Here is a 20,544-nt window from a genome sequence, read left to right as displayed (position 1 = left end):
GGCTCTCGTGACGATTCATTCCGTGCTGGTCGCCAATCGGGGCGAGATAGCCTGCCGGATCTTCCGCACCTGCCGTGAACTGGGGATCGCCACCGTCGCCGTGCACGCGGACGCCGACGCCTCCGCGCGGCACGTGAGGGAGGCGGAATCCTCCGTACGGCTGCCGGGGTCGGCCGCCTCCGACACCTATCTGCGCGGGGACCTCGTGGTGAAAGCCGCGCTCGCCGCCGGGGCGGACGCCGTGCACCCCGGATACGGATTCCTTTCCGAGAGCGCGGAGTTCGCCCGCGCGGTCGCCGGGGCCGGGCTGGTGTGGATCGGCCCGCCGCCGTCCGCGATCGAGGCCATGGCGTCGAAGACCCGGGCGAAGAAATTGATGGCCGCCGCCGGCGTGCCCCTGCTCGCGGCCCTCGACCCCGCCGAGGTCTTCGGAGCCGATCTGCCGGTGCTCGTGAAAGCCGCCGCCGGTGGTGGCGGACGCGGAATGCGGGTGGTGCGGCAACTCGCCGAATTCGAGGGCGCGCTGGCCTCCGCCCGCACCGAGGCGCTGTCCGCGTTCGGCGACGGCGAGGTGTTCGTCGAGCCCTATGTGGAGGACGGGCGGCACGTCGAGGTGCAGATCCTCGCGGACGGCCACGGCACCGTATGGGCGCTGGGAACCCGCGACTGCTCGCTCCAGCGGCGGCACCAGAAGGTGATCGAGGAGGCGCCGGCGCCGTTCCTCCCCGAGGAGCTTCGGTCCGCCCTCTCGGCCGCCGCCGTCGACGCGGCACGGGCCATCGGATATGTGGGCGCGGGCACCGTCGAATTCCTGGTGGGGCGGGACGGGCGGCCGTACTTCCTGGAGATGAACACCCGCTTGCAGGTGGAGCATCCGGTCACCGAATGCGTGTACGGCGTGGATCTCGTCGCCCTGCAATTCCGGGTGGCCGAGGGAATCGCCCTGGGCGAGCCGCCGGTGGCGTCCGGGCACGCGGTTTCCGCCCGGCTCTACGCGGAGGACCCGGCGAACGGCTGGCTGCCGCAGACCGGGGTGATGCGGCGCCTTTCGGTGGGGACCGGCGCCTCCTCCACGGCCGATGGAATTCTCCGCGTCGACTCCACAGCCGGCGGAATCCTCCGCGTCGACTCCGGCGTCGAGGACGGCGATCCCGTCGGCGCGCATTACGACCCGCTGCTCGCCAAGGTCATCGCCTGGGCCCCCACAAGGGGCGAGGCCGTACGGCGGCTCGCCCACGAACTGGAGCGCGCCCAGGTCCACGGCCTGGTGACCAACCAGGAATTGCTCGTACGCTCGCTCAGGCACCCGGAGTTCGTCGCCGGACAGATGGACACCGGATTCTTCGACCGGTATCTCCCCGAACTCACAGAACCCGGGGACGGCCGATCCGTACGGATAGCCGCCCTTGTCGCCGCGCTCGCCGACGCCGCCGCGCGCCGGACGGCGGAGATTCCTCCCGTGCCCCGCCACGTGGGCGGGTGGCGCAATCTCCCGTCCCGGACACAGGTCAAGCGCTATCGCACCGAGCCCGGCGGGGAGGAGATCGAGGTCCGCTACCGGCTCGGGCGCGACGGACTGACCGCGGAGGAATTCCCGCACGTCCGGCTGCTGAGTTCCCGCCCCACGGAAGTCGTGCTGGAGACCGACGGCATTCGCCGTACGTACGAAGTGGCCGTGTACGGCGACCGCGTGCACGTGGGCCCGCACGCGTTCGTCGCCCTGCCGCGCTTTCCCGAGCCCCGCACTCATGTGGCGCCCGGCTCCCTTCTCGCGCCCATGCCCGGTGTCGTCGTGCGGCTCGCCGAAGGCCTCGCCGTCGGCGAAGTCGTGCGCACCGGACAGCCTTTGGTGTGGATCGAGGCCATGAAAATGGAACACCGTGTCGTCTCGCCCGCCGACGGCACGCTCACCGCCCTGCACGCCGTCCCCGGTCGTCAGGTCGAGGTCGGCGCCCTGCTCGCCGTCGTCACCGAGGAGCCGATGCCATGACCCTTGTCGAGAGCACGGAACACGCCGATCTCCGCGCCGCCGTCGCCGCGCTCGGGCGGCGCTACGGACGTGAATACGTCGCCCAGGCCGTACGCGAGGGAAAGCACGCCGACGAACTGTGGGCGGAGGCCGGCAGACTCGGATACCTGGGCGTGAACCTGCCCGTCGAGTACGGGGGCGGCGGTGGCGGAATCGCCGAACTCTCCATCGTCCTGGAGGAATTGGGTGCCGCTGGAAGCCCGCTTCTGCTGATGGTCGTCTCGCCCGCGATCTGCGGCACTGTGATCGCCCGATTCGGCACGGAGGAGCAGAAGCGGAAATGGCTGCCCGGACTGGCCTCCGGCGCGCTCCGGATGGCCTTCGGCATCACCGAGCCCGAGGCCGGTTCCAATTCCCACCGCATCACCACGACCGCCCGCCGGGACGGTGACGGATGGGTGCTGGGCGGGCGGAAGGTCTTCATCTCGGGAGTCGACGTCGCCGACGCCACACTGATCGTCGGGCGTACGGAGGACGCGCGGACCGGCAAGCTCAAACCCTGCCTCTTCATCGTCGAGCGGGAGACACCCGGCTTCTCGTTCCGGCGGATCCCCATGGAACTCGCCTCGCCGGAAGCACAGTTCGAGCTTCTCATGGACGACGTCCGGCTGCCGGGCGACGCCCTGGTGGGGAACGAGGACGCCGGTCTGCTCCAGCTCTTCGCCGGGCTCAACCCCGAGCGCATCATGACCGCCGCGTTCGCCCTCGGCATGGCGCGGTACGCCCTGGGCCGGGCCGTGGACTACGCCCGTACGCGACAGGTGTGGAAGGAGCCCATCGGCGCCCACCAGGCCGTCGCGCACCCCCTCGCGCAGTCGCACATCGAGATCGAACTCGCCCGGCTCATGATGCGGAAGGCCGCTCATCTCTACGACTCCGGCGACGACGCCGGCGCGGGGGAAGCCGCGAACATGGCGAAGTTCGCGGCCGCCGACGCCGCCGTGCGCGCCGTCGACCAGGCCGTGCACACGCTGGGCGGCAACGGCCTCTCCACCGAGTACGGGCTCGCGCAGCTGGTCACGGCGTCCCGGGTGGCGCGGATCGCGCCGGTCAGCCGGGAGATGATCCTCAATTACGTGTCGCACCGAACGCTGGGACTCCCCAAGTCCTACTGACAAGAATCGAGTTGCCCGATGCTCGTCCGCCGTTCCCATGAGCAGGGGATAGCCACCCTGACGCTCGATTCCCCGCACAACCGCAACGCCCTGTCCGCACGGCTCGTCGGCGAACTGCACGACGCCCTCGCCGGGGCGGCGGAGGACTCCGCCGTCCGGGCCGTCGTCCTGACGCACACCGGCAACACGTTCTGCGCCGGTGCCGACCTGAGCGAGGCGGGATCGGACGCGTCGGCCCCGCTGGGGCTCGTCCGGCTGATGCGCGCGGTCGTGGAGCTGCCCAAGCCCGTCGTCGCCGTCGTCGACGGGCACGTCCGGGCCGGCGGGCTGGGGCTGTTGGGGGCCTGCGACATCTCCGTGGCGGGGGAGAGGTCCTCGTTCGCCTTCACGGAGGCCCGGCTGGGGCTGGCGCCCGCGGTGATCTCCATGGTGCTGCTGCCGCGGCTGGACGCCCGCGCGGCCGCGCGCTACTTCCTGACCGGCGAGCGCTTCGGCGCGGCGGAGGCCGCGCGGACCGGGCTCGTCACACTGGCCGGCGAGCCGGACGAGGTGCTCGCGCCGGTGCTGGACGGGCTGCGGCGCGGCTCGCCGCAGGGGCTCGCCGAGTCCAAGCGGCTGGTGACGGCGGAGGTGCGGCGCGTACTCGACCGCGACACGGACGCGCTGGCCGAGCGGTCCGCCCGGCTCTTCGCCTCGCAGGAGGCGCGCGAGGGCATGACGGCGTTCCTGGAGCGGAGGGATCCCGCATGGGTCCGGTGAGCGTGCCCAAGCAGGACCGCAGCCGCGTCACCCGGCAGCGGCTGCTGGAGGCGGCCGTGGAGTGTCTCGCGGAGTACGGCTGGGCCGGTTCGACGGTCTCCGTGGTCGCCGAGCGGGCCGGGGTGTCGCGGGGCGCCGCGCAGCATCATTTCCGTACGCGGGAGGACCTGTTCACCGCCGCAGTCGGCTACGTCGCCGAACAGCGCTCGGCCGCCCTGCGCGCCGCCCTCGCCCCGGCCGGCCTGATCTCCGGCCCGGCCCGCACCTACGCGGTCGTCCGCGAACTCGTCGGCGTCTTCACCGGCCCGCTCTTCAGCGCGGCCCTCCAGCTCTGGGTCGTCGCCGCGAACGAGGAGACCCTCCGCGCCCGGGTCACGGACCTGGAGACACGAGTGGGCCGGGAAGTGCACCGGATGACCGTGGAACTCCTGGGAGCGGACGAGACCCACGAGGGCGTACGGGAAACGGTGCAGGGCGTCCTCGACATGGCCCGCGGCATGGGCCTGGCCAACCTCCTGACGGACGACAGCGCGCGCCGCGAACGCGTGGTGGCCCACTGGTCGGACGTCCTGGACGGGATGCTGCGGACACGGGGGCGGGAGGGGGAGGGGGGCGAAGAGCGCGGCAGTGTGGAATGAACGGGCTCGACCGGAGGTTCTCCGGCGTTGTCATGGTGCGCATGTCTGTCATCCGAAGACGAGGAAGAACCATGCAAACAGCCGGTCTGGCCTTCTTGTTGATAGCCGTCATGTCGAATGCCATCGTCTACGGCACCGACGTCTTCTGCGCGCTCGTCCAGCGCTCCGCCATGGCGCGGGCCGACGACGTCACCCTGGCCCGCGCCATGGGCTATGTCCATCTCTACGGGGACCGCCGCATGCCCGTCGCGGGTGCGGTCAGTGTCGTGGCGATCGTGCTCGGCATCGTGACGACCGCACTTGCCGGCTCGTACGCCTCGGCCGTGCTGGCGGGGACCGCGGCCGTGGCCGCGGGCATCTGGCTGGTCGTCTACGCGAAGGTCAGCGCACCGATCAACCGGGCGTTCGTCGAAGCCGTCCTTGCGGACCGGCAGCCCGAGGACGCCCGTTCGCTGCAGCGGGGCTGGGACCGGGTCATCAACCTCCGCGTCGTCCTGCAGGGTTACCTGCTCGCGGCGCTGGCCGTGGCCGTCGCCGTCCGCTGACCCCGCCCCCCCCGTGAAGCCCCCTGACCCGCCGTGCGCGGGTCCGGGGGCCGGGGTTCAGTTCCGTACCGCCGGGATGTCGGCGTAGCCGGAGATCTCGCTGGGGTTGCGGGGGCCGGGGCCCACGTAGCGGGCCGACGGGCGGACCAGGCGGCCCGTCCGCTTCTGTTCGAGGATGTGCGCGCTCCAGCCCGCCGTGCGGGCGCAGGTGAACATCGACGTGAACATGTGCGCCGGGACCTCCGCGAAGTCCAGCACGATCGCCGCCCAGAACTCGACGTTCGTGGCCAGCACCCGGTCCGGGCGGCGGTTGTGGAGCTCCTCCAGCGCTGCCTTCTCCAGCGCCTCGGCGACCTCGAAGCGGGGCGCGGCCAACTCCTTGGCCGTGCGCCGCAGTACGCGCGCACGGGGGTCCTCGGCGCGGTAGACGCGGTGGCCGAAGCCCATCAGGCGCTCACCGCGGTCCAGGGCCTGTTTGACGTACGCCGTGGCGTCGCCCGTGCGCTCGATCTCCTCGATCATGCCGAGCACGCGGGACGGCGCCCCGCCGTGCAGCGGGCCGGACATCGCGCCGACCGCGCCGGACAGGGCGGCGGCGACGTCCGCGCCGGTCGACGCGATGACGCGGGCGGTGAACGTCGAGGCGTTCATGCCGTGTTCGGCCGCGGAGGTCCAGTACGCGTCGACGGCCTTGACGTGCCGCGGGTCGGGCTCGCCGCGCCACCGCTTCATGAAGCGCTCGACGATGGTCTCCGCCTTGTCGATCTCCCGCTGCGGGACCATCGGCAGGCCCTGCCCGCGCGCCGACTGGGCGACGTAGGAGAGCGCCATGACGGCGGCGCGGGCGAGGTTGTCGCGGGCGGTCGCCTCGTCGATGTCGAGCAGGGGCTTGAGGCCCCAGACGGGAGCGAGCATCGCCAGCGCCGACTGCACGTCGACCCGGATGTCACCCGAGTGCACGGGGATCGGGAACGGCTCGGCGGGCGGCAGACCGGGGTTGAACGAACCGTCGACCAGCAGACCCCAGACGTTCCCGAAGGACACCTGACCGACGAGGTCCTCGATGTCCACACCGCGGTAGCGGAGCGAGCCGCCTTCCTTGTCGGGTTCTGCGATCTCCGTCTCGAACGCGACGACTCCTTCGAGTCCGGGTACGAAGTCGGACATCAGGCGGCTCCTCATGATGTGTGCGACGAGCGGGTCCGGGCCGGTTACGCGGCCGCAAGGCGCGGCTCGCGGTCCGGATCGGTCAACCCGGTCATGCCCCGTGCGGCTGTCTTTCACCCGGTTCCGCGCCCGGCCTTGTCCCAAGCGCCGGGTACCGGATTCAGGCCGGACACGATAGCTGGTGATGTGCGGGTCCCACAGCCTCCCGCCCTGCGATTTTGGGGTGTCCGGACAGACGCGGGGAAGGGTGATGTCCGGCACACCGCGGAATTCCGCGATCACGGGGTCCGGAGGGAACACGAGGGGCAGACTGATCGGCTACGCCCGAGTGGGCGAAGAGGGCCGGTGTTGCAAGATGAGCGCGTGACCCATCCCGATGAGTTCCACGCACCGGAGTTCCACCAGCCGGAGTTCCACGCGGGCGCGCTCGACCCCGCCGCCATGCGCGAGCAGTACGGCTCCCGGGGCCTCCTGGAGGCGGACCTGGCCACCGGCCCGTACGAGCAGTTCGCCGTCTGGTTCGCCGAGGCGTTCGCGAGCGGCCTCCAGGAACCCAACGCCATGGTCCTGTCGACCGCGGACGCCGAAGGGCGGCCCAGCGCGCGGACCGTGCTGCTCAAGGGCTACGACGAGCGCGGTTTCGTCTTCTACACCAACTACGGCTCGCGCAAGGCCGGTGAGATCAACGGCAATCCGCACGTCTGCCTGCTCTTCCCCTGGCACCCGCTCGCCCGGCAGGTCATCGTGACCGGCACCGCGCGGCGGGTGGACCCGGCGGAGACCGCCGCGTATTTCCACTCCCGGCCGCACGGTTCGCAGCTCGGCGCGTGGGCGAGCTCGCAGTCGGCGGTCGTCGGCTCCCGCGCGGAGATCGACGCGGCGTACGAGCGGCTGGCCGCGCGCTATCCGGAGGGCGAACCGGTGCCGGTCCCCACCGGGTGGGGCGGATTCCGGGTGACCGCGGAATCGGTGGAATTCTGGCAGGGCCGCGAGAACAGGCTGCACGACCGCCTGCGGTATGTCCTGACGGACGGTGCCTGGCGAGTGGAGCGGCTCTGTCCTTAGCCGTGTCCGGCGGGGCGCCCTTCGGGAGTGTCCCGCCGCGCAGCGGTGGTGCGGACGAAAGCACCCGCAGTCGACCGACAAGGCCCGCCGTACAGGCCCCAAGGCCGAGCGCATGCGGAAAACGCAGCGATCCGTGGGCCACTGCTCGTCATGGTGACGAGCGCCGAGCGGACGACTCGGCAGCCCACGGATCGGGTGACTGCTTGGGATTGGCCGGCGGAGCCGGCGTTGCGCTGTGCGCGACGACGGGCGCTAGCCCGCAGTCACCTCACGCGTCCGGACTGAAATCATGTCCCGAACCACCTCCCTTCTCGTGTGCGCACCACCCTAGGAAGCGCGCCGGAGGCCCACAACCCAATTTCCTGTGGGCAACGATTTCCCCGAAGACGGTGTGGTGCACAGCACGGTCGAGTTGAATGACCCGTCGTGCAGGACATGCAGACGCGTCCAGCTGGGGGTACCTCGTGACCGCACCACACCAGTCCGGGCCGGTCCGCCCGGAAGCACTCGCCGGGCCCGGTTCCGGCTCCGCCCCCGGCGCCGACTGCGACGACTCGGGCCTCCTCGCCGCGCTCCTCGACGGGATGGACGCGGCCCTGTGCGCGTTCGACGCCGACGGCACGGTCACCCACTGGAACCGCGAGGCCGAGCGGATACTGGGCTGGACCGCGGCCGAGGCCGTCGGACGGCACGGGCTGGCCGGCTGGGCGGTGCGCACGGCGGACGCCGAGGAGGTCACCGCGCGGCTGATGGCCGCGATGCGGGCGCACGGCCGCCAGGTGCACGAGTTCGCGCTGCTCACCAAGGACGGCGGGCGGGTCCTGGTCCGTACGCAGCTGTCGGCGGTGCCCGGCGCGGACGGCAGGCCCGCAGGCGCGTACTGCGCCTTCAGCGAGGTGCACACGCAGATCGACCTGGAGCGGTCGATCGCGCTGAGCGAGGCGCTGTTCGGGGACGCGTCGTGGGGCGTGGTCCTCGTGGACGCCGACCTGCGCCCGGCGCTCGCCAACGCGCACGCGGCGCGCGCCCTGCGCTCGGGGCGCACGGCCCTGCTGGGGCGCCCCCTCGGTGAGCTGCTGGACCAGGGCGTGGAGGAGATCGAGGGCGCCCTCCAGCACGTACTGGCCGCCGGCGCGCCGCCCGCCCCCACCGACCTCTGGGTGACCCTGCGCGACCAGGGCGGGGCCCCGCCCGAGCGGCGCTGCTGGCGCAGCGGCTTCCTGCGGCTGGCCTCGCCGCTGGCGGAGGAGCCGGTGCCGCTGGGGGTGGCGTGGCTGTTCCTGGACGTGACGGCGGCCCGGCTGACGGAGCAGGACAGCGCTCGACTGCGCTTCCGCAGCAGCCAGTTGCACCGGGCGGGCCGGGCGGTGGCCGAGTGCGAGGACCCGATGGAGGCCGCCACCCTCTATCTGGACTTCGCGCTCGCCGGCTTCGCCGACCACGCTCTGGTCGACCTGCTGCCGGAGCCGGAGGCGACCCCGCGCGAGCCGGTCAGAGTCGTACGGGCCGCGGCCACGCCGGCCGGTACGCCCGGCCCGGCCGCCTCCCTGGCGTCCGTCCGGGGCGGCATCCCGGTGCCGTACGCGGAGGGTCATCCGGCGCTCCAGGCGGTCGAGCGCTGTGGTTCCGTGCGGGCGGTCTCGGACTGCTCGGAAGGGTGGGCGGCGGCGCGCAAGTGGCCGGACGGCACGCTGCACGCCCTGTCGACGCCCTTGCGCAGCAGGGGCCGGACAGTGGGCGTGGTCACCTTCCTCCGCGGCCCGTCCCGGCGGCCGTTCGACCGGGCGGACGCGACGTACGCGGAGGACATCGCGTCACGGGTGGCGGCGTCGGTCGACCTGGCGGTGGTGACAGGAGGCTAGGGCGGGGCCGGGGGAGCGGAGCGCCAGTGCCGGAAGCAGCGCCGGGATCGTGCCGGAATCGGTCCCGGGATCAGTGCCGGAAGAAGATGCGGTCGCCGTACTCGTCCATGACGCGGCCGTTCCACTCGTGGCCCCCGTCGACGTTCCCGGAGCGGAGCATGGGCGGGTCGATCCCCCGCTCGGCGAGCGCCCCCGCGGCGGAGGCCACGACGGCCTGCATCAGCGCGCTCGTGACCACGGTGGACGCCGGACCGAAGGGCGCGGCGATGCCGTCGGCGGTCAGCTCCGCGTCCCCGATCTCGATCTTGCTGTCGATGACGAGGTCGCAGTGGTCCTTGAGGAACGTCCCGGACGTGTGCCGCGACCGGGTGTGCTCGGCGTAGGCGAGCGACGTGACGCCGACGACCCGGAGCCCGAGCGCGCGGGCGTTCATGGCCATCTCCACGGGCAGTGAGTTGCGGCCCGACAGGGAGACGACGACCAGCACGTCACCCGCCTGCGCGGGGCTCGTGTCCAGCACCGCGCCGGCGAGGCCGTCGACCCGTTCCAGGGCGCTGCCGAGGGTGGCGGGCATGACGTCGAGGCCGATGACACCGGGCACGGCGAGCAGGTTGACCAGGGCGAGGCCGCCCGCGCGGTAGACGACGTCCTGGGCGGGCAGCGAGGAGTGCCCGGCGCCGAAGACGAAGATCCGGCCCCCGGCCGCCACGGCGTCGGCCAGCATGGAGCCCGCGGTGGCGATGTGCTCCGCCTCCTCGTCGCGCACCCGCTGGAGAAGCCCGATCGCGGCGTCGAAGAACTGCCCGGCCAGCTTGTTCTCGCTCATCGCTGCGGGGCTCCTTAGCTAGGGATCCGGTGGCGCGTACGGTCTGGGCGTACGCTCGTGGCGCGGATCACGTTGCGGTCTGGACCTCGGCCCTGTCAATACGACGGCGGCGGGCGCCGCCGTCCGCGGCACCGTTGTCAGTGATATGCGTCAGAATTGAGTCCAGGGCCAGCGCACGACTTATCAAGGGGCACGCATGTCCGGACTGATCGACACCACGGAGATGTATCTCCGCACCATTCTCGAGCTCGAGGAGGAGGGTGTGGTCCCCATGCGTGCCCGCATCGCCGAGCGGCTCGACCAGAGCGGCCCGACGGTGAGCCAGACGGTGGCCCGCATGGAGCGGGACGGCCTGGTCTCGGTCGCGGGCGACCGGCACCTGGAGCTCACGGAGGAGGGCCGCCGGCTGGCCACGCGCGTCATGCGCAAGCACCGGCTCGCGGAGTGCCTGCTCGTCGACGTGATCGGCCTGGAGTGGGAGCAGGTGCACGCCGAGGCGTGCCGCTGGGAGCACGTGATGAGCGAGGCGGTGGAGCGGCGCGTGCTGGAGCTGCTGCGCCACCCCACGGAGTCGCCGTACGGCAACCCCATCCCGGGTCTGGAGGAGCTGGGCGAGAAGCCCGAGCCGGACCCCTTCCTCAACGACGGCATGGTCAGCCTGATGGACCTGGAGCCGGGCGCCGAGGGCAAGACCGTCGTCGTCCGCCGCATCGGCGAGCCCATCCAGACGGACCCCCAGCTGATGTACACGCTGCGCCGGGCGGGCGTGCAGCCGGGCGCGGTCGTCAGCGTGACGGAGTCCGCGGGCGGCGTGCTCGTCGGCAGCGGCGGCGAGGCGGCGGAGCTGGAGGCGGACATCGCCACGCACGTGTTCGTGGCGAAGAGGTAGTCCCGGCCGCGGCTCGGGGTACGTCCGGCCGGTCCGTGCGGTCCGGCCGGCTGCGCGCACCTGGGACCGCGGTCAAGGGTCAACTCCGGCCCGGACTCCCCGTACAGGGCACAAAGCGCCCCGCCTCATGCCACGCTGGCGCTGACGCATATGCGCGCTGCGCCGTCGTCCTGGGGAGGGGCTGCGATGGGGTCTGTGGCCGGAGATGGCGAGGGCCCCGGCGCTCTCACGAGCTGCCGGGGCCCTGCCTCCCCATGTACCCCCGTGGCGACCCGGAGCCCCGAGCTCCCAGGGTCCGCCCCGTGGACCTTCTTCCCCGAGCGGTCCACGCCCAGGTCGATTACTCCCCTGGGCGCCGCCGGTCAACCCTTCAGCAAGGTCACTCGAACGAGGGGTGTTGCACGCGACAGCCGAGTGTTCGAATACCAGTTCTATACAGTGGGGCTGCTCGGGGGAGAAGAGGGGGTGCCAGGCTCATGGTGCGGCGTATCGACGTGAGTGGAGGCGGCGGAGTTCGGCTCGCCGCCTGGGAGTTCGCGGACCCGCCGAAGGCGGAGGGCGGCCCGGAGGGCGCGGGCGGCCCCGGTGCGGTGCTGCTGCTCCACGGCCTGATGGGCCGCGCCGCGCACTGGGCGGAGACCGCCCGCTGGCTCTCCACCCGCCATCGCGCGGTCGCCCTCGACCTGCGGGGCCACGGCCGCAGCGAGCGCCCCGTCGAGGGCCCCTTCACCCGCGAGGTGTACGTCGCCGACGCCCAGGCCGCCGTGGAGCAGCTCGGGCTCGCGCCCGTCACCCTCGTCGGTCACGCCATGGGTGCCCTCGTCGCCTGGCAGCTCGCCGCCCGCCGCCCCGATCTGGTGCGGGCCCTGGTGATCTGCGAGATGCGGGCCTCCGCGCTGGGTGTCGCCGGGCGGCGGGAGTGGGGCGAGTGGTTCAAGTCCTGGCCCGTGCCCTTCGCCACGCTCGCGGACGTCCGTAAGTGGTTCGGGGAGGACGACCCGGCCCTGGAGCGCCCCAAGCCGGCCCGCGGCGATTTCTACGCCGAGGTGATGGCGGAGCGCTCGGACGGCTGGCGCCCGGTCTTCTCCCGCCGCCAGATGCTGCTCGCCCGCGAGACGTACGCGCGCGACGCGCACTGGGAGGACCTGGCGCTGGTGCAGTGCCCGACGCTGGTGGTCCGCGGGCTCGACGGCGAGCTGGGGCGGGCCGAGGCGCACGAGATGGTGCGGGTGCTCCCGCGCGGGGTCTACGCGGAGGTCCACGACGCGGGGCACTTCGTTCACTACGACCAGCCCGACGCCTGGCGGCGCGAGGTCGAGCGCTTCCTGGAGACGGCGCTCCCGGCGTAGCCGGGCCCCGTCGCGCCACGCTCCCGCAATTAATTCAACAAGCGTTGACATAATTCGGGTGCCGGGTGTCCACTGGAAGCAAGGGCTCATCGAGCACCGACCGCGCACACCGAGGAGATGCCATGTCCTCCCAGCTGCCTTCCGGCTCCCTGTCCGCCGACGTCCTCGTCGTCGGCGCCGGTCCCACCGGCCTGTTGCTCGCCGGGGATCTCGCCGCCGCCGGAGTGCGGGTCACGCTGCTGGAGCGGCGGGCCGAGGAGTCCAATCTGACCAGGGCGTTCGCGGTGCACGCGCGCACCCTGGAGCAGTTCGACGCCCGGGGCATCGCCGAACCGCTCCTGGAAACAGGGGTGTTCACCGCCACCCTGCGCCTCTTCGGCCGGGCCCGGATCGACCTCTCCCGGCTGCCCACCCGCTTCCCGGGCGTGCTGTTCACCCCGCAGTACGAGACGGAGCGCGTGCTGGAGGAGCGCGCCCTCGCCCTCGGTGCGGTGATCAGGCGGGGCGCCGAGGTCACCGGCCTCCGCCAGGACGCCGACGGCGTGGAGGTGGACGTACGCGAGGAGGGCGCCGGGAGCCGGCTGCGCGCCGCGTACGTGGTGGGGGCCGACGGGGTGCACAGCGCCGTGCGGAAGGCGCTGGGGACGCCCTTCCCGGGGAAGGCCGTCCTGCGGTCCGTGATGCTCGCGGACGTCCAGGTCGACACCGAGCCCGACGGACTGCCCGCCTTCGAGGCCGGGGCCGGCGGCTTCGCGTTCCTGGTGCCGTTCGGTGACGGGTGGTACCGCGCCATCGCCTGGGAGCGCGGCAGCGATCTCCCCTCCGACGCCCCCGTGGACATGGACACCCTGCGGGCCGTCACCCGCAGCGCGTTCGGCACCGACTTCGGTATGCGCGACGCCCGTTGGACCTCGCGCTTCCACAGCGACGAGCGGCAGGTGCCGCGCTACCGCGACGGCCGGGTCCTCCTCGCGGGCGACGCCGCGCACGTCCACTCGCCCGCCGGCGGCATGGGGATGAACGCCGGCATCCAGGACGCCGCGAACCTCGGCTGGAAGCTCGCCGCCGTCCTCCAGGGACGGGCCGACGGCGCGCTGCTCGACAGCTATCACGACGAACGCCACCCGGTCGGCAAGCTGACCCTGCGCCTCAGCGGCGGCATCCTGCGCGCCGCCCTCCTCCGCTCGCCCGCCTCCCGGGCCCTGCGCGACGTCGCGGCCGGTGCCGTCGGCGTCCTGCCCTTCACCGTCGACCGCGGCGCGAGCATGGTGTCCGGCATCGGCATCGACTATCCCGCCCCGCCCGGCGCCCACCCGATGACCGGCCGCCGCGCCCCCGACCTGCCGCTGGCCGAGACCACCGACGGCCCGTCGAGGCTCTACGAGGCACTGCGCGCCGGACGGCACGTGCGCGTCCTGCCGCGCGGCGCGAAGGCCGGGCCCGAGCCGGACGTCACCACGGTCACCCGGGCCGACCCGCTCCCGCTGACCCTGCTCGTGCGGCCGGACGGACATGTGGCGGAGGCTTCCTGACCGGCACCCGGCGTGGGCGCGGAACGGGGGACCTCACCTGCGCCGGGCGTCCGCCGCGTCCCGCCCGCACGCGTACGCCAGCGAGCTGACCAACTCCTCGGCGTCGGGGAGCCAGCGGTTGGCGGCGGTGGGTTCGCGCGCCCAGAGCACCGAGCCGCGCGAACCCATCCGGGTCGGCGGGGCGACGACGTAGTCCCCCTCGCCGCGGGCGACCAGATCGAGTGTGGAGGGGTGCCAGCCGAGCTTCCGTGCGAGATCGCCGACCTTCAACGCCCCACCGGGCAGCACGAAGAACAGCATCCGCCCGTACGGTGTGCAGGTGACGGGGCCGAGCGGGGTGCCCATGCGCTCCATGCGGGCCAGCGCCAGACACCCGGCGGTGTCCGGCACATCCAGCGCGTCGAACGTGCGCCCCGTCGGCAGCAGGACCGAGGAGTCGGGCTGCCGCGCCCACATCCGGCGGGCGGCGACGGCACTCCCGGTGGCCTGGGTCGCCCAGTCGGGGCGGGCGGGGTGCGCACCCGGGGCGGGGCAGCCCGGTTCGCCGCACGAGCAGCGCTCCCGCCCCTCCTCTGCCTCCAGCCAGGTGCCGGCGAAGACGTCCCAGTGCCGTTCTTCCGCGTACCGGACAGCCGCGTCGAGCAGCCGCTCGCCGCGCTGTTGGGGGACGAGCGGTGCTCCTACTACTCCGATGGTCTCTTCCACGTCCTTCACAACTCCCCTCGTCACGAGGGGTTACGGCTCAGGGTCACGCTTGTCCGTCGCGGTCGGATATGCACATGGGGCGCACGGATGCATGTACGGGGGCGCAGGTGCGGGTCCCCCGCCGCAGGTGGGTAGCCACCTGCGAGGCGAAAGGGCGAGACAGTCATTGTTTGGCCATTACCGCCTTTGCTGTCATTACCGTTAAGTCCGCATTCTCCGGACATTCAGGGGGCAAAGATCACAGGGGAAGACGCTCTCAGCAGCTGTCTCAGCTTCTCCGCACCTCGCGGCGCGAGCCGTGAACGCTTAGCAGTCTCAGGGGGTACAGCATGGCCGCACGGCCACTCGTGGCGCGGCAGCCGAACGAACGGCTGCAAGCACTCATCCAGGAAGCAGCCTGCTCCAACGCCGGGTTGGCGCGCCGCGTCAACATGTGCGGTGCCGAGCACGGCCTCGACCTGCGGTACGACAAAACATCCGTAGCCCGCTGGCTCCGTGGCCAGCAACCCCGCGGCCGCGCTCCCGGCATCATCGCCGAGGCGCTCGGCCGCAAGCTCGGCCGCACGGTCACGATCGACGAGATCGGCATGGCCAACGGCAAGAACCTCGCGTCCGGCGTCGGCCTCCAGTTCTCCCCGACCGTACTGGGGGCCATCGAGCAGGTCTGCGAACTGTGGCGCAGTGACGTCGGACGGCGGGACTTCCTCAGCGGCACGTCCGTGGCGTCCTCCGCCCTCGTCGAGCCCAGCCGTGACTGGCTGATCACCGGCGCCGACCCACAGGTCGCGCGCAACGCCGGGGCCCGCGTGGGCGCCTCGGACGTCGAGGCCGTACGCGCGACCACGGACGCCCTCGTCGAACTCGACCACCGTTACGGCAGCGGACACGTCCGGCCCGTCGTCGTCCACTACCTCAACAGCGTCGTCTCCGGGCTGCTCGCCGGTTCGTACCGGGAATCCGTCGGGCGGGAACTCTTCGCCGCCGTCGCCCGGTTGACCGAGCTCGCCGGCTACATGGCCGTCGACACCGGCCAGCCGGGGCTCGCGCAGCGTTACTACATCCAGGCCCTGCGGCTCGCCCAGGCCGCCGGGGACCGCGGCTACGGCGGCTATGTGCTGGCCGCCGGCATGAGCCACCTCGCCGCGTCCCTCGGCAACCCACGGGAGATCGCCCAACTCGCCAAGGCCGCGCAGGAAGGGGCGCGGGGGCAGGTCACCCCGCGCGCCGAGGCGATGTTCTGCGCGGCCGAGGCCCGGGGGCACGCGCTGATGGGGGACGCGCGTGCCTTCCAGACGGCCGCCGGGCGCGCCCTGAACCACCTCGAACAGGCCGGGGCCGACGCCGGCAAGGGCAACGGCGACGACCCGCCGTGGATCAGCCACTTCGACCACGCCTACCTCGCCGATGAACTCGCCCACTGCCACCGCGACCTCGGCCAGGCCGACCAGGCGCGGCGCCAGGCGGAGGACGCCATCGCGGGCCACCCCGAGGGACGGGTGCGGCGCCGCGCCATCGGGATGCTGCTCCTGGCCACGGCGCAGGTGCAGCAGCGCGACGTGGACGAGGCGTGCGCGACGGGCACCCGGGCGCTGGAACTGCTGGGCACGCTGCGGTCCAACCGGGGGGCGGAGTATCTGGACGACTTCCAGCAGCGGTTGGCGCCTTACCGGGAGGAGCCGGTGGTACGGGAGTTCGGGGCGAGGCTGGAGGTGGCGGCGTAGCCGGCGGGGTGCTGGGTTCTGGCTGTTTGTGGGGTGGCCTCAATCGCCGGCCGGGCTTGGTTTGTGGCTGGGCCGGGCCGGGCCAGGCCGAGCGTTGCGCCCTTCGGGCGTGGCCTCAATCGCCGGCCGGGCTTTGGTGGTGGCTGGACCGGGGGTGTGGCCTCCGGGCTGAGGACCTGGAACGCGGTGCGGGCGCCCTGATCCGTATTGCGTGCCGTGACGACGCACCGCGTTCCAGAACCCCACCCTCCGGCCCCACCCCCTCCGCCGGTGGGCAACATCGGGGTCGGTGGCGACTTTCTTTTCCGCCGGGTGCGCCGTCCTTTTCTTTTCAGCCCGTTGGGGGCACCTCCCAGCGGTAGCTGGGGGAGCTCCCGCCGCAGGCGGCAACGGACCCGCAGCCGGGGGTCTGGGGCAGCGCCCCCCACGCGGCGGAGCCGCAGATCAGATGCAGCCGGGAAGGGGCGGGGCTGGGGAACAAGCGCCGCAGGCGTCAACCGACCCGCAGACAAGGGGCCTGGGGCGAATCCCCCGCGCGGCGGAGCCGCACAAGCAGGCGCCGCCAGCAACAGAAAGGGAAAGCCCGCCGCAGGCGCGACGGGCCGTAGCCCCACCCCGGTCAGCCGTCAGGATTCGCTTCCAGACAAGTCAGCTCAATGCTGTCGATCACGGCCTCGTTCGTCTGATGGGTGAGATGGGCGACGTTCTCGATACCGACCGCCATCCATCCCGACAGGCTCATGATGAGCACGCGCAGACCGTCGGTGCCGTGTTTGGCGAGCACCTCGTCGGCGACCCGCATGGCTTCTTCGGGCACCCGCTCGGCCGGTTCGAGTCCGACGACCTTTCGCATCAGGCCGATCGTGGTGTGGGAGATCTCCGGTGCGATCGCCCGCAGCCGCCGGTCCTCCTCCTCGTCCACTCTTCCCCTCCTTCTGCGCATGATTCCTGGCTACTTGGGAGCACCGTAGGGCACCCCGCAACCCCACGCACTCCGGCTTGACAACCCGTACCCGCACAGTCCCCCGCCGGGGAAAGCGGGATCACTCTTCGAGCTCGGAAGGCGCTTACGGCCCCTCGCCGCAGGCGTGAACGGGCCTCTGCCCGAAGTGGCGAGCCGGTCCGGACTTTTCAGCCCGGCTGGCGCTTGAGGCCGCCCGTCGCAGGCGTGAACGGACCCGTACCCGAAAGAACGAGCCGCACCCAACCCCCGCCCCCGCACCCAGCGGGCATGGCACCGCCGCCCGGCGACCCGGTAGCGTGAGCCGACGCCAAGTCCCGTACAACTAGGAGTCCCGGTGACGCAGAGCGGACAGGGAAACGTGCCGCAGCCTCCCGCGCAGGCCCCGCGCGAGGGTGTTGTGCTGCCCGCTCAGCAGGAATCCGCCGAGCGGCGCGGCGCCGATCAGCACCAGGCTCCGGCGCCGGGGCGGCCGTGGGGGCAGCCCTGGGGGCCGGACGCGCAGCGTGCGCCGCTGCCGCCGGAGATGCCGCCGGGCGCGCCGCTGCCGCCCGCCCAGGCGCCGGGCGCCTCGGAGGCCACGCAGTACCTCCCGCCGGTCCAGGACCCGGCCCCGGACAACGAGGCGACGCGGTACATACCGCCCGTGGGCGGCGGGCCGCTGCCCGACGCCGGGTCCGCCGCGACCCAGTACCTGCCGCCCGTGCCCGCGAGCCCGCAGGGTGAGGCCACGCAGCTGCTTCCCCCGCAGACGGGCGGGCCGGAGCTTCCGCAGTACCTGCCGCCGGTCGACAACGGCACGGCCACGCAGTACCTCCCGCCGGTGCAGGAGGCGGGCGCGACGCAGTATCTGCCGCCGGTGACCAACGAGGCCGCCACGCAGTACCTCCCGCCGGTGTCGTCCGGCCCTCCGGTCCCGCCCGGCCCGCACATACCCCCGGCCGGCGGGGCGGCCTTCGCGCAGGCGGGGGAGCGGCCGCCGCCGGCCGAGTTCGACGGATTGTTCCGTGAGAGCGGTGCCGCGGAGGCGCCCCACGGTGGCCGGCAGGTGCCGCCACCGCGTGGCCCCCAGGCGGGCCCGCCGCCCCAGCCTCAGCCCCAGCAGCCGCGGCGCAAGAAGAAGCTGCCGACGGCCGCGATCGTCGGGATCGTCGTCGGGGCCTGCGCCGTGGCCGGGCTCGGTGCCGGTGCGCTGCTCAGCGGTGGTGGCGACGACAAGAAGAGCGATCAGCAGAACACGGCGTCGAGTTCGTCCGCACCCGACTCCGGTCAGGCGGCCGACGACGGCAAGAAGGACCCGGAGGCCAAGGCCGACGACCCGGCGCTCGCGCAGGCGAAGGCGCTCGACGCGCTCCTGAAGGACAGCAACAACAGCCGCGACGCCGTCATCAGGGCGGTCGACGCGACCCGCGGCTGCAAGGACCTCGACAAGTCGGGGAGCGATCTCCGGGACGCGGCGAAGCAGCGCGACGGCCTGGTGACCCGGCTCCAGCAGACCACGATCGACAAGCTTCCGGACAACGCGGAGCTGTCGGCGCAGCTGACGAAGGCGTGGCAGTCCTCCTCGGCGGCGGACAGCCACTACGCGGCGTGGGCGGGTCAGGCGGGCGGCAAGGGCGGCTGCGTCAAGGGCCATGCCAAGCCGACGGGTGACAGCGCGGCGGGGGACAAGGCGAGCGGCGACGCCACGGCGGCCAAGAAGAAGGCGGCCGACCTGTGGAACCCGATCGCGAAGAAATACCACCTGTCCCAGCACCAGTGGACGCAGCTGTAGCAGCGCCGGGACGCCTCCGGGCGCGGGCCCCCGGCCGGGGACGCGGAGGGGGGAACGTACGATCGAGCGTGTGACAGCTTCGGAGAAGTCTCCCCGCCGCGGCCGCCGCTCGACCACCATGGACGGCATGCCGCTCAATGACATGCCATGGTGGCGCTGGCGCGTCAACGTACGCTCCGCGCTGCACATGCTCTCCGACCCGGTGTTCCAGCAGGAGTGCTGGCTGGCCGGGCACGCGGGCTTCGGGGACGTGACCGACGCCGTCTACCGGCTGGTCGAGGACACCTGGCTGGACAACTGGTCGGCCGAGAAGTACCTCGGGACGATCTTCCGGGACTCCGCAGAGGTCGCCGTCGTCGACGTCGCCGTGCTGCGGGTGCTGCGGATCATGCACCAGGTGGGGGCCGACGCCCCGGTCTCGGCGTATCTGGAGCACCACGGCTGGCCGGACGCCGTCCGGGCCGCCCGTGAGGCGCACGTCCGGCTGGCGGCGAACGACGGTGACGACCCGGACGTCCCGCCCCGTTCGCTGGACGTCCTGGCCCTGGCCACCGGCGCCCGCTGAGCGGGCCCCGCGGCCGGCGCGGTCAGGAGGGGCCGCCGGGTGTGCGACGCTATTGGGCTATGAACGCCTCGCAGTCCCCTGTCACCGAAGGGGCCCCGGAACAGTACGTCCTCACCCTCTCCTGCCCGGACAAGAAGGGCATCGTGCACGCGGTGTCCAGCTATCTCTTCATGACCGGCTGCAATATCGAGGACAGCCAGCAGTTCGGCGACCGGGACACCGGGCTCTTCTTCATGCGCGTGCACTTCGGTGCGGACGTGGCGGTGACGCTGGAGAAGCTGCGGGCCAGCTTCGCGGCGATCGGTGACTCCTTCGCGATGGACTGGCAGATCCACCGGGCCGAAGAGAAGATGCGCATCGTGCTGATGGTGTCCAAGTTCGGACACTGCCTCAACGACCTGCTGTTCCGCTCGCGGATCGGCGCGCTGCCGGTCGAGATCGCCGCGGTCGTCTCGAACCACACCGACTTCGCCGAGCTCGTCGGCTCCTACGGCGTCCCCTTCCACCACATCCCGGTGACGAAGGAGAACAAGGCGGAGGCCGAGGCCCGCCTGCTGGAGCTCGTGCAGGCGGAGAACGTCGAGCTGGTCGTGCTGGCGCGCTATATGCAGGTGCTCTCGGACGACCTGTGCAAGGTGCTCTCCGGGAAGATCATCAACATTCACCACTCCTTCCTGCCGAGCTTCAAGGGCGCCCGCCCGTACCACCAGGCGCACGCGCGTGGTGTGAAGCTGATCGGTGCCACCGCGCACTACGTCACCGCCGACCTCGACGAGGGCCCGATCATCGAGCAGGAGGTCGAGCGCGTCGGTCACGGCGTCACGCCCGACCAGCTGGTCGCGATCGGCCGCGACGTGGAGTGCCAGGCGCTGGCCCGCGCGGTGAAGTGGCACAGCGAGCACCGCGTCCTCCTCAACGGCCGGCGGACGGTCGTCTTCGCCTGAGCGCTCCGCTGGAAGTCCGGTGTGTCACCTGCGGGTGGGCCGTGGCTGGTCGCGCAGTTCCCCGCGCCCCTTCGGGGGTGCACGATTCAGCCCGTTGG

General features: G+C 72.4%; 18 protein-coding genes. 14 read left to right on the top strand and 4 right to left on the bottom strand.

The window, feature by feature from the left end:
- Window positions 1–22 precede the first annotated feature (22 nt).
- The 5 genes from AB0435_RS20830 (at window position 23) to AB0435_RS20810 (ending at window position 5,086) form a co-directional block, all read left to right on the top strand.
- Window positions 23–1,990: a biotin carboxylase N-terminal domain-containing protein gene (locus tag AB0435_RS20830; protein ID WP_366427637.1), complete on the top strand. Its 1,968-nt coding sequence runs from the start codon at window positions 23–25 to the stop codon at window positions 1,988–1,990.
- Complete coding sequence (locus AB0435_RS20825; RefSeq protein WP_366007704.1) at window positions 1,987–3,144, top strand: acyl-CoA dehydrogenase family protein; 1,158 nt, start codon at window positions 1,987–1,989, stop codon at window positions 3,142–3,144. The genes AB0435_RS20830 and AB0435_RS20825 overlap by 4 nt, the downstream gene beginning before the upstream one ends.
- An 18-nt stretch (window positions 3,145–3,162) precedes the next feature.
- Window positions 3,163–3,903 (top strand): enoyl-CoA hydratase family protein, encoded by a 741-nt coding sequence (locus tag AB0435_RS20820; protein WP_366007705.1) that lies wholly within the window; start codon window positions 3,163–3,165, stop codon window positions 3,901–3,903.
- Window positions 3,891–4,541, top strand: a complete 651-nt coding sequence (locus AB0435_RS20815) for a TetR/AcrR family transcriptional regulator (RefSeq protein WP_366007706.1) — start codon at window positions 3,891–3,893, stop codon at window positions 4,539–4,541. The genes AB0435_RS20820 and AB0435_RS20815 overlap by 13 nt, the downstream gene beginning before the upstream one ends.
- Window positions 4,542–4,651: 110 nt before the next feature.
- On the top strand, window positions 4,652–5,086 hold the full coding sequence (locus AB0435_RS20810) for a DUF1772 domain-containing protein (protein WP_366427636.1): 435 nt from the start codon (window positions 4,652–4,654) through the stop codon (window positions 5,084–5,086).
- A 57-nt stretch (window positions 5,087–5,143) separates the two neighbouring features.
- Here AB0435_RS20810 and AB0435_RS20805 read toward each other — a convergent pair whose 3' ends face one another.
- Window positions 5,144–6,253 carry a citrate synthase 2 gene (locus tag AB0435_RS20805; RefSeq protein ID WP_366007708.1) on the bottom strand — a complete coding sequence of 370 codons (1,110 nt, stop codon included), beginning with the start codon at window positions 6,251–6,253 and terminating at the stop codon, window positions 5,144–5,146.
- Window positions 6,254–6,694: 441 nt separating this feature from the next.
- Here AB0435_RS20805 and pdxH point away from each other — a divergent pair, with 441 nt between their 5' ends.
- Both pdxH and AB0435_RS20795 read left to right on the top strand, forming a co-directional pair.
- Entirely contained in the window at window positions 6,695–7,318 is a 624-nt protein-coding gene (gene pdxH, locus AB0435_RS20800) for a pyridoxamine 5'-phosphate oxidase (protein ID WP_366007710.1), read from the top strand.
- 464 nt (window positions 7,319–7,782) lie between these two features.
- Complete coding sequence (locus AB0435_RS20795; RefSeq protein ID WP_366006014.1) at window positions 7,783–9,180, top strand: PAS domain-containing protein; 1,398 nt, start codon at window positions 7,783–7,785, stop codon at window positions 9,178–9,180.
- 70 nt (window positions 9,181–9,250) lie between these two features.
- Here AB0435_RS20795 and AB0435_RS20790 read toward each other — a convergent pair whose 3' ends face one another.
- Entirely contained in the window at window positions 9,251–10,006 is a 756-nt protein-coding gene (locus tag AB0435_RS20790) for an SIS domain-containing protein (protein WP_366006015.1), read from the bottom strand.
- A 196-nt stretch (window positions 10,007–10,202) separates the two neighbouring features.
- Here AB0435_RS20790 and AB0435_RS20785 point away from each other — a divergent pair, with 196 nt between their 5' ends.
- From AB0435_RS20785 to AB0435_RS20775, 3 genes are all read left to right on the top strand, one after another.
- Window positions 10,203–10,895: a metal-dependent transcriptional regulator gene (locus AB0435_RS20785; RefSeq protein WP_366006016.1), complete on the top strand. Its 693-nt coding sequence runs from the start codon at window positions 10,203–10,205 to the stop codon at window positions 10,893–10,895.
- Window positions 10,896–11,371: 476 nt separating this feature from the next.
- A complete protein-coding gene (locus AB0435_RS20780) occupies window positions 11,372–12,244 on the top strand; it encodes an alpha/beta hydrolase (protein ID WP_366427635.1) in 873 nt (290 codons plus the stop codon).
- 122 nt (window positions 12,245–12,366) lie between these two features.
- Window positions 12,367–13,776, top strand: coding sequence for an FAD-dependent monooxygenase (locus AB0435_RS20775; protein WP_366427634.1), 1,410 nt, complete (start codon window positions 12,367–12,369; stop codon window positions 13,774–13,776).
- A gap of 33 nt (window positions 13,777–13,809) precedes the next feature.
- On the opposite strand, the gene AB0435_RS20770 is transcribed toward AB0435_RS20775, so the two are convergent.
- Window positions 13,810–14,490 carry a bifunctional DNA primase/polymerase gene (locus tag AB0435_RS20770; protein ID WP_366006019.1) on the bottom strand — a complete coding sequence of 227 codons (681 nt, stop codon included), beginning with the start codon at window positions 14,488–14,490 and terminating at the stop codon, window positions 13,810–13,812.
- 320 nt (window positions 14,491–14,810) lie between these two features.
- Between AB0435_RS20770 and AB0435_RS20765 the strand changes: the two genes are divergently transcribed.
- Window positions 14,811–16,202: a transcriptional regulator gene (locus AB0435_RS20765; RefSeq protein ID WP_366006020.1), complete on the top strand. Its 1,392-nt coding sequence runs from the start codon at window positions 14,811–14,813 to the stop codon at window positions 16,200–16,202.
- Between the two features lie 619 nt (window positions 16,203–16,821).
- On the opposite strand, the gene AB0435_RS20760 is transcribed toward AB0435_RS20765, so the two are convergent.
- The gene (locus AB0435_RS20760) at window positions 16,822–17,124 is read right to left on the bottom strand and encodes a hypothetical protein (RefSeq protein ID WP_116213435.1); all 303 of its coding nucleotides are present in this window, start codon (window positions 17,122–17,124) and stop codon (window positions 16,822–16,824) included.
- A 376-nt stretch (window positions 17,125–17,500) separates the two neighbouring features.
- Between AB0435_RS20760 and AB0435_RS20755 the strand changes: the two genes are divergently transcribed.
- The 3 genes from AB0435_RS20755 (at window position 17,501) to purU (ending at window position 20,446) form a co-directional block, all read left to right on the top strand.
- Entirely contained in the window at window positions 17,501–18,937 is a 1,437-nt protein-coding gene (locus AB0435_RS20755; protein ID WP_366006021.1) for a hypothetical protein, read from the top strand.
- 127 nt (window positions 18,938–19,064) lie between these two features.
- Window positions 19,065–19,502 carry a hypothetical protein gene (locus tag AB0435_RS20750; protein WP_366006050.1) on the top strand — a complete coding sequence of 146 codons (438 nt, stop codon included), beginning with the start codon at window positions 19,065–19,067 and terminating at the stop codon, window positions 19,500–19,502.
- A gap of 59 nt (window positions 19,503–19,561) precedes the next feature.
- Window positions 19,562–20,446 carry a formyltetrahydrofolate deformylase gene (purU, locus tag AB0435_RS20745; protein WP_366006022.1) on the top strand — a complete coding sequence of 295 codons (885 nt, stop codon included), beginning with the start codon at window positions 19,562–19,564 and terminating at the stop codon, window positions 20,444–20,446.
- Window positions 20,447–20,544: the final 98 nt, after the last annotated feature.

Source organism: Streptomyces sp. NPDC051173 (genome assembly GCF_040689515.1).
Lineage (GTDB): Bacteria > Actinomycetota > Actinomycetes > Streptomycetales > Streptomycetaceae > Streptomyces.
The sequence above is the reverse complement of the archived record's forward strand: the minus strand, read 5'-3'. Positions and strand labels throughout refer to the sequence as shown.

Bases quoted from the DNA above. Each gene is read 5' to 3' on its own strand.
- AB0435_RS20765 (WP_366006020.1), top strand. From the start codon at position 14,811: ATGGCCGCACGGCCACTCGTGGCGCGGCAGCCGAACGAACGGCTGCAA.
- AB0435_RS20825 (WP_366007704.1), top strand. From the start codon at position 1,987: ATGACCCTTGTCGAGAGCACGGAACACGCCGATCTCCGCGCCGCCGTC.
- purU (WP_366006022.1), top strand. From the start codon at position 19,562: ATGAACGCCTCGCAGTCCCCTGTCACCGAAGGGGCCCCGGAACAGTAC.
- AB0435_RS20810 (WP_366427636.1), top strand. From the start codon at position 4,652: ATGTCGAATGCCATCGTCTACGGCACCGACGTCTTCTGCGCGCTCGTC.
- AB0435_RS20775 (WP_366427634.1), top strand. From the start codon at position 12,367: ATGTCCTCCCAGCTGCCTTCCGGCTCCCTGTCCGCCGACGTCCTCGTC.
- AB0435_RS20785 (WP_366006016.1), top strand. From the start codon at position 10,203: ATGTCCGGACTGATCGACACCACGGAGATGTATCTCCGCACCATTCTC.
- AB0435_RS20780 (WP_366427635.1), top strand. From the start codon at position 11,372: ATGGTGCGGCGTATCGACGTGAGTGGAGGCGGCGGAGTTCGGCTCGCC.
- AB0435_RS20820 (WP_366007705.1), top strand. From the start codon at position 3,163: ATGCTCGTCCGCCGTTCCCATGAGCAGGGGATAGCCACCCTGACGCTC.
- AB0435_RS20750 (WP_366006050.1), top strand. From the start codon at position 19,065: ATGCCGCTCAATGACATGCCATGGTGGCGCTGGCGCGTCAACGTACGC.
- AB0435_RS20805 (WP_366007708.1), bottom strand. From the start codon at position 6,253: ATGTCCGACTTCGTACCCGGACTCGAAGGAGTCGTCGCGTTCGAGACG.
- AB0435_RS20815 (WP_366007706.1), top strand. From the start codon at position 3,891: ATGGGTCCGGTGAGCGTGCCCAAGCAGGACCGCAGCCGCGTCACCCGG.
- AB0435_RS20790 (WP_366006015.1), bottom strand. From the start codon at position 10,006: ATGAGCGAGAACAAGCTGGCCGGGCAGTTCTTCGACGCCGCGATCGGG.
- pdxH (WP_366007710.1), top strand. From the start codon at position 6,695: ATGCGCGAGCAGTACGGCTCCCGGGGCCTCCTGGAGGCGGACCTGGCC.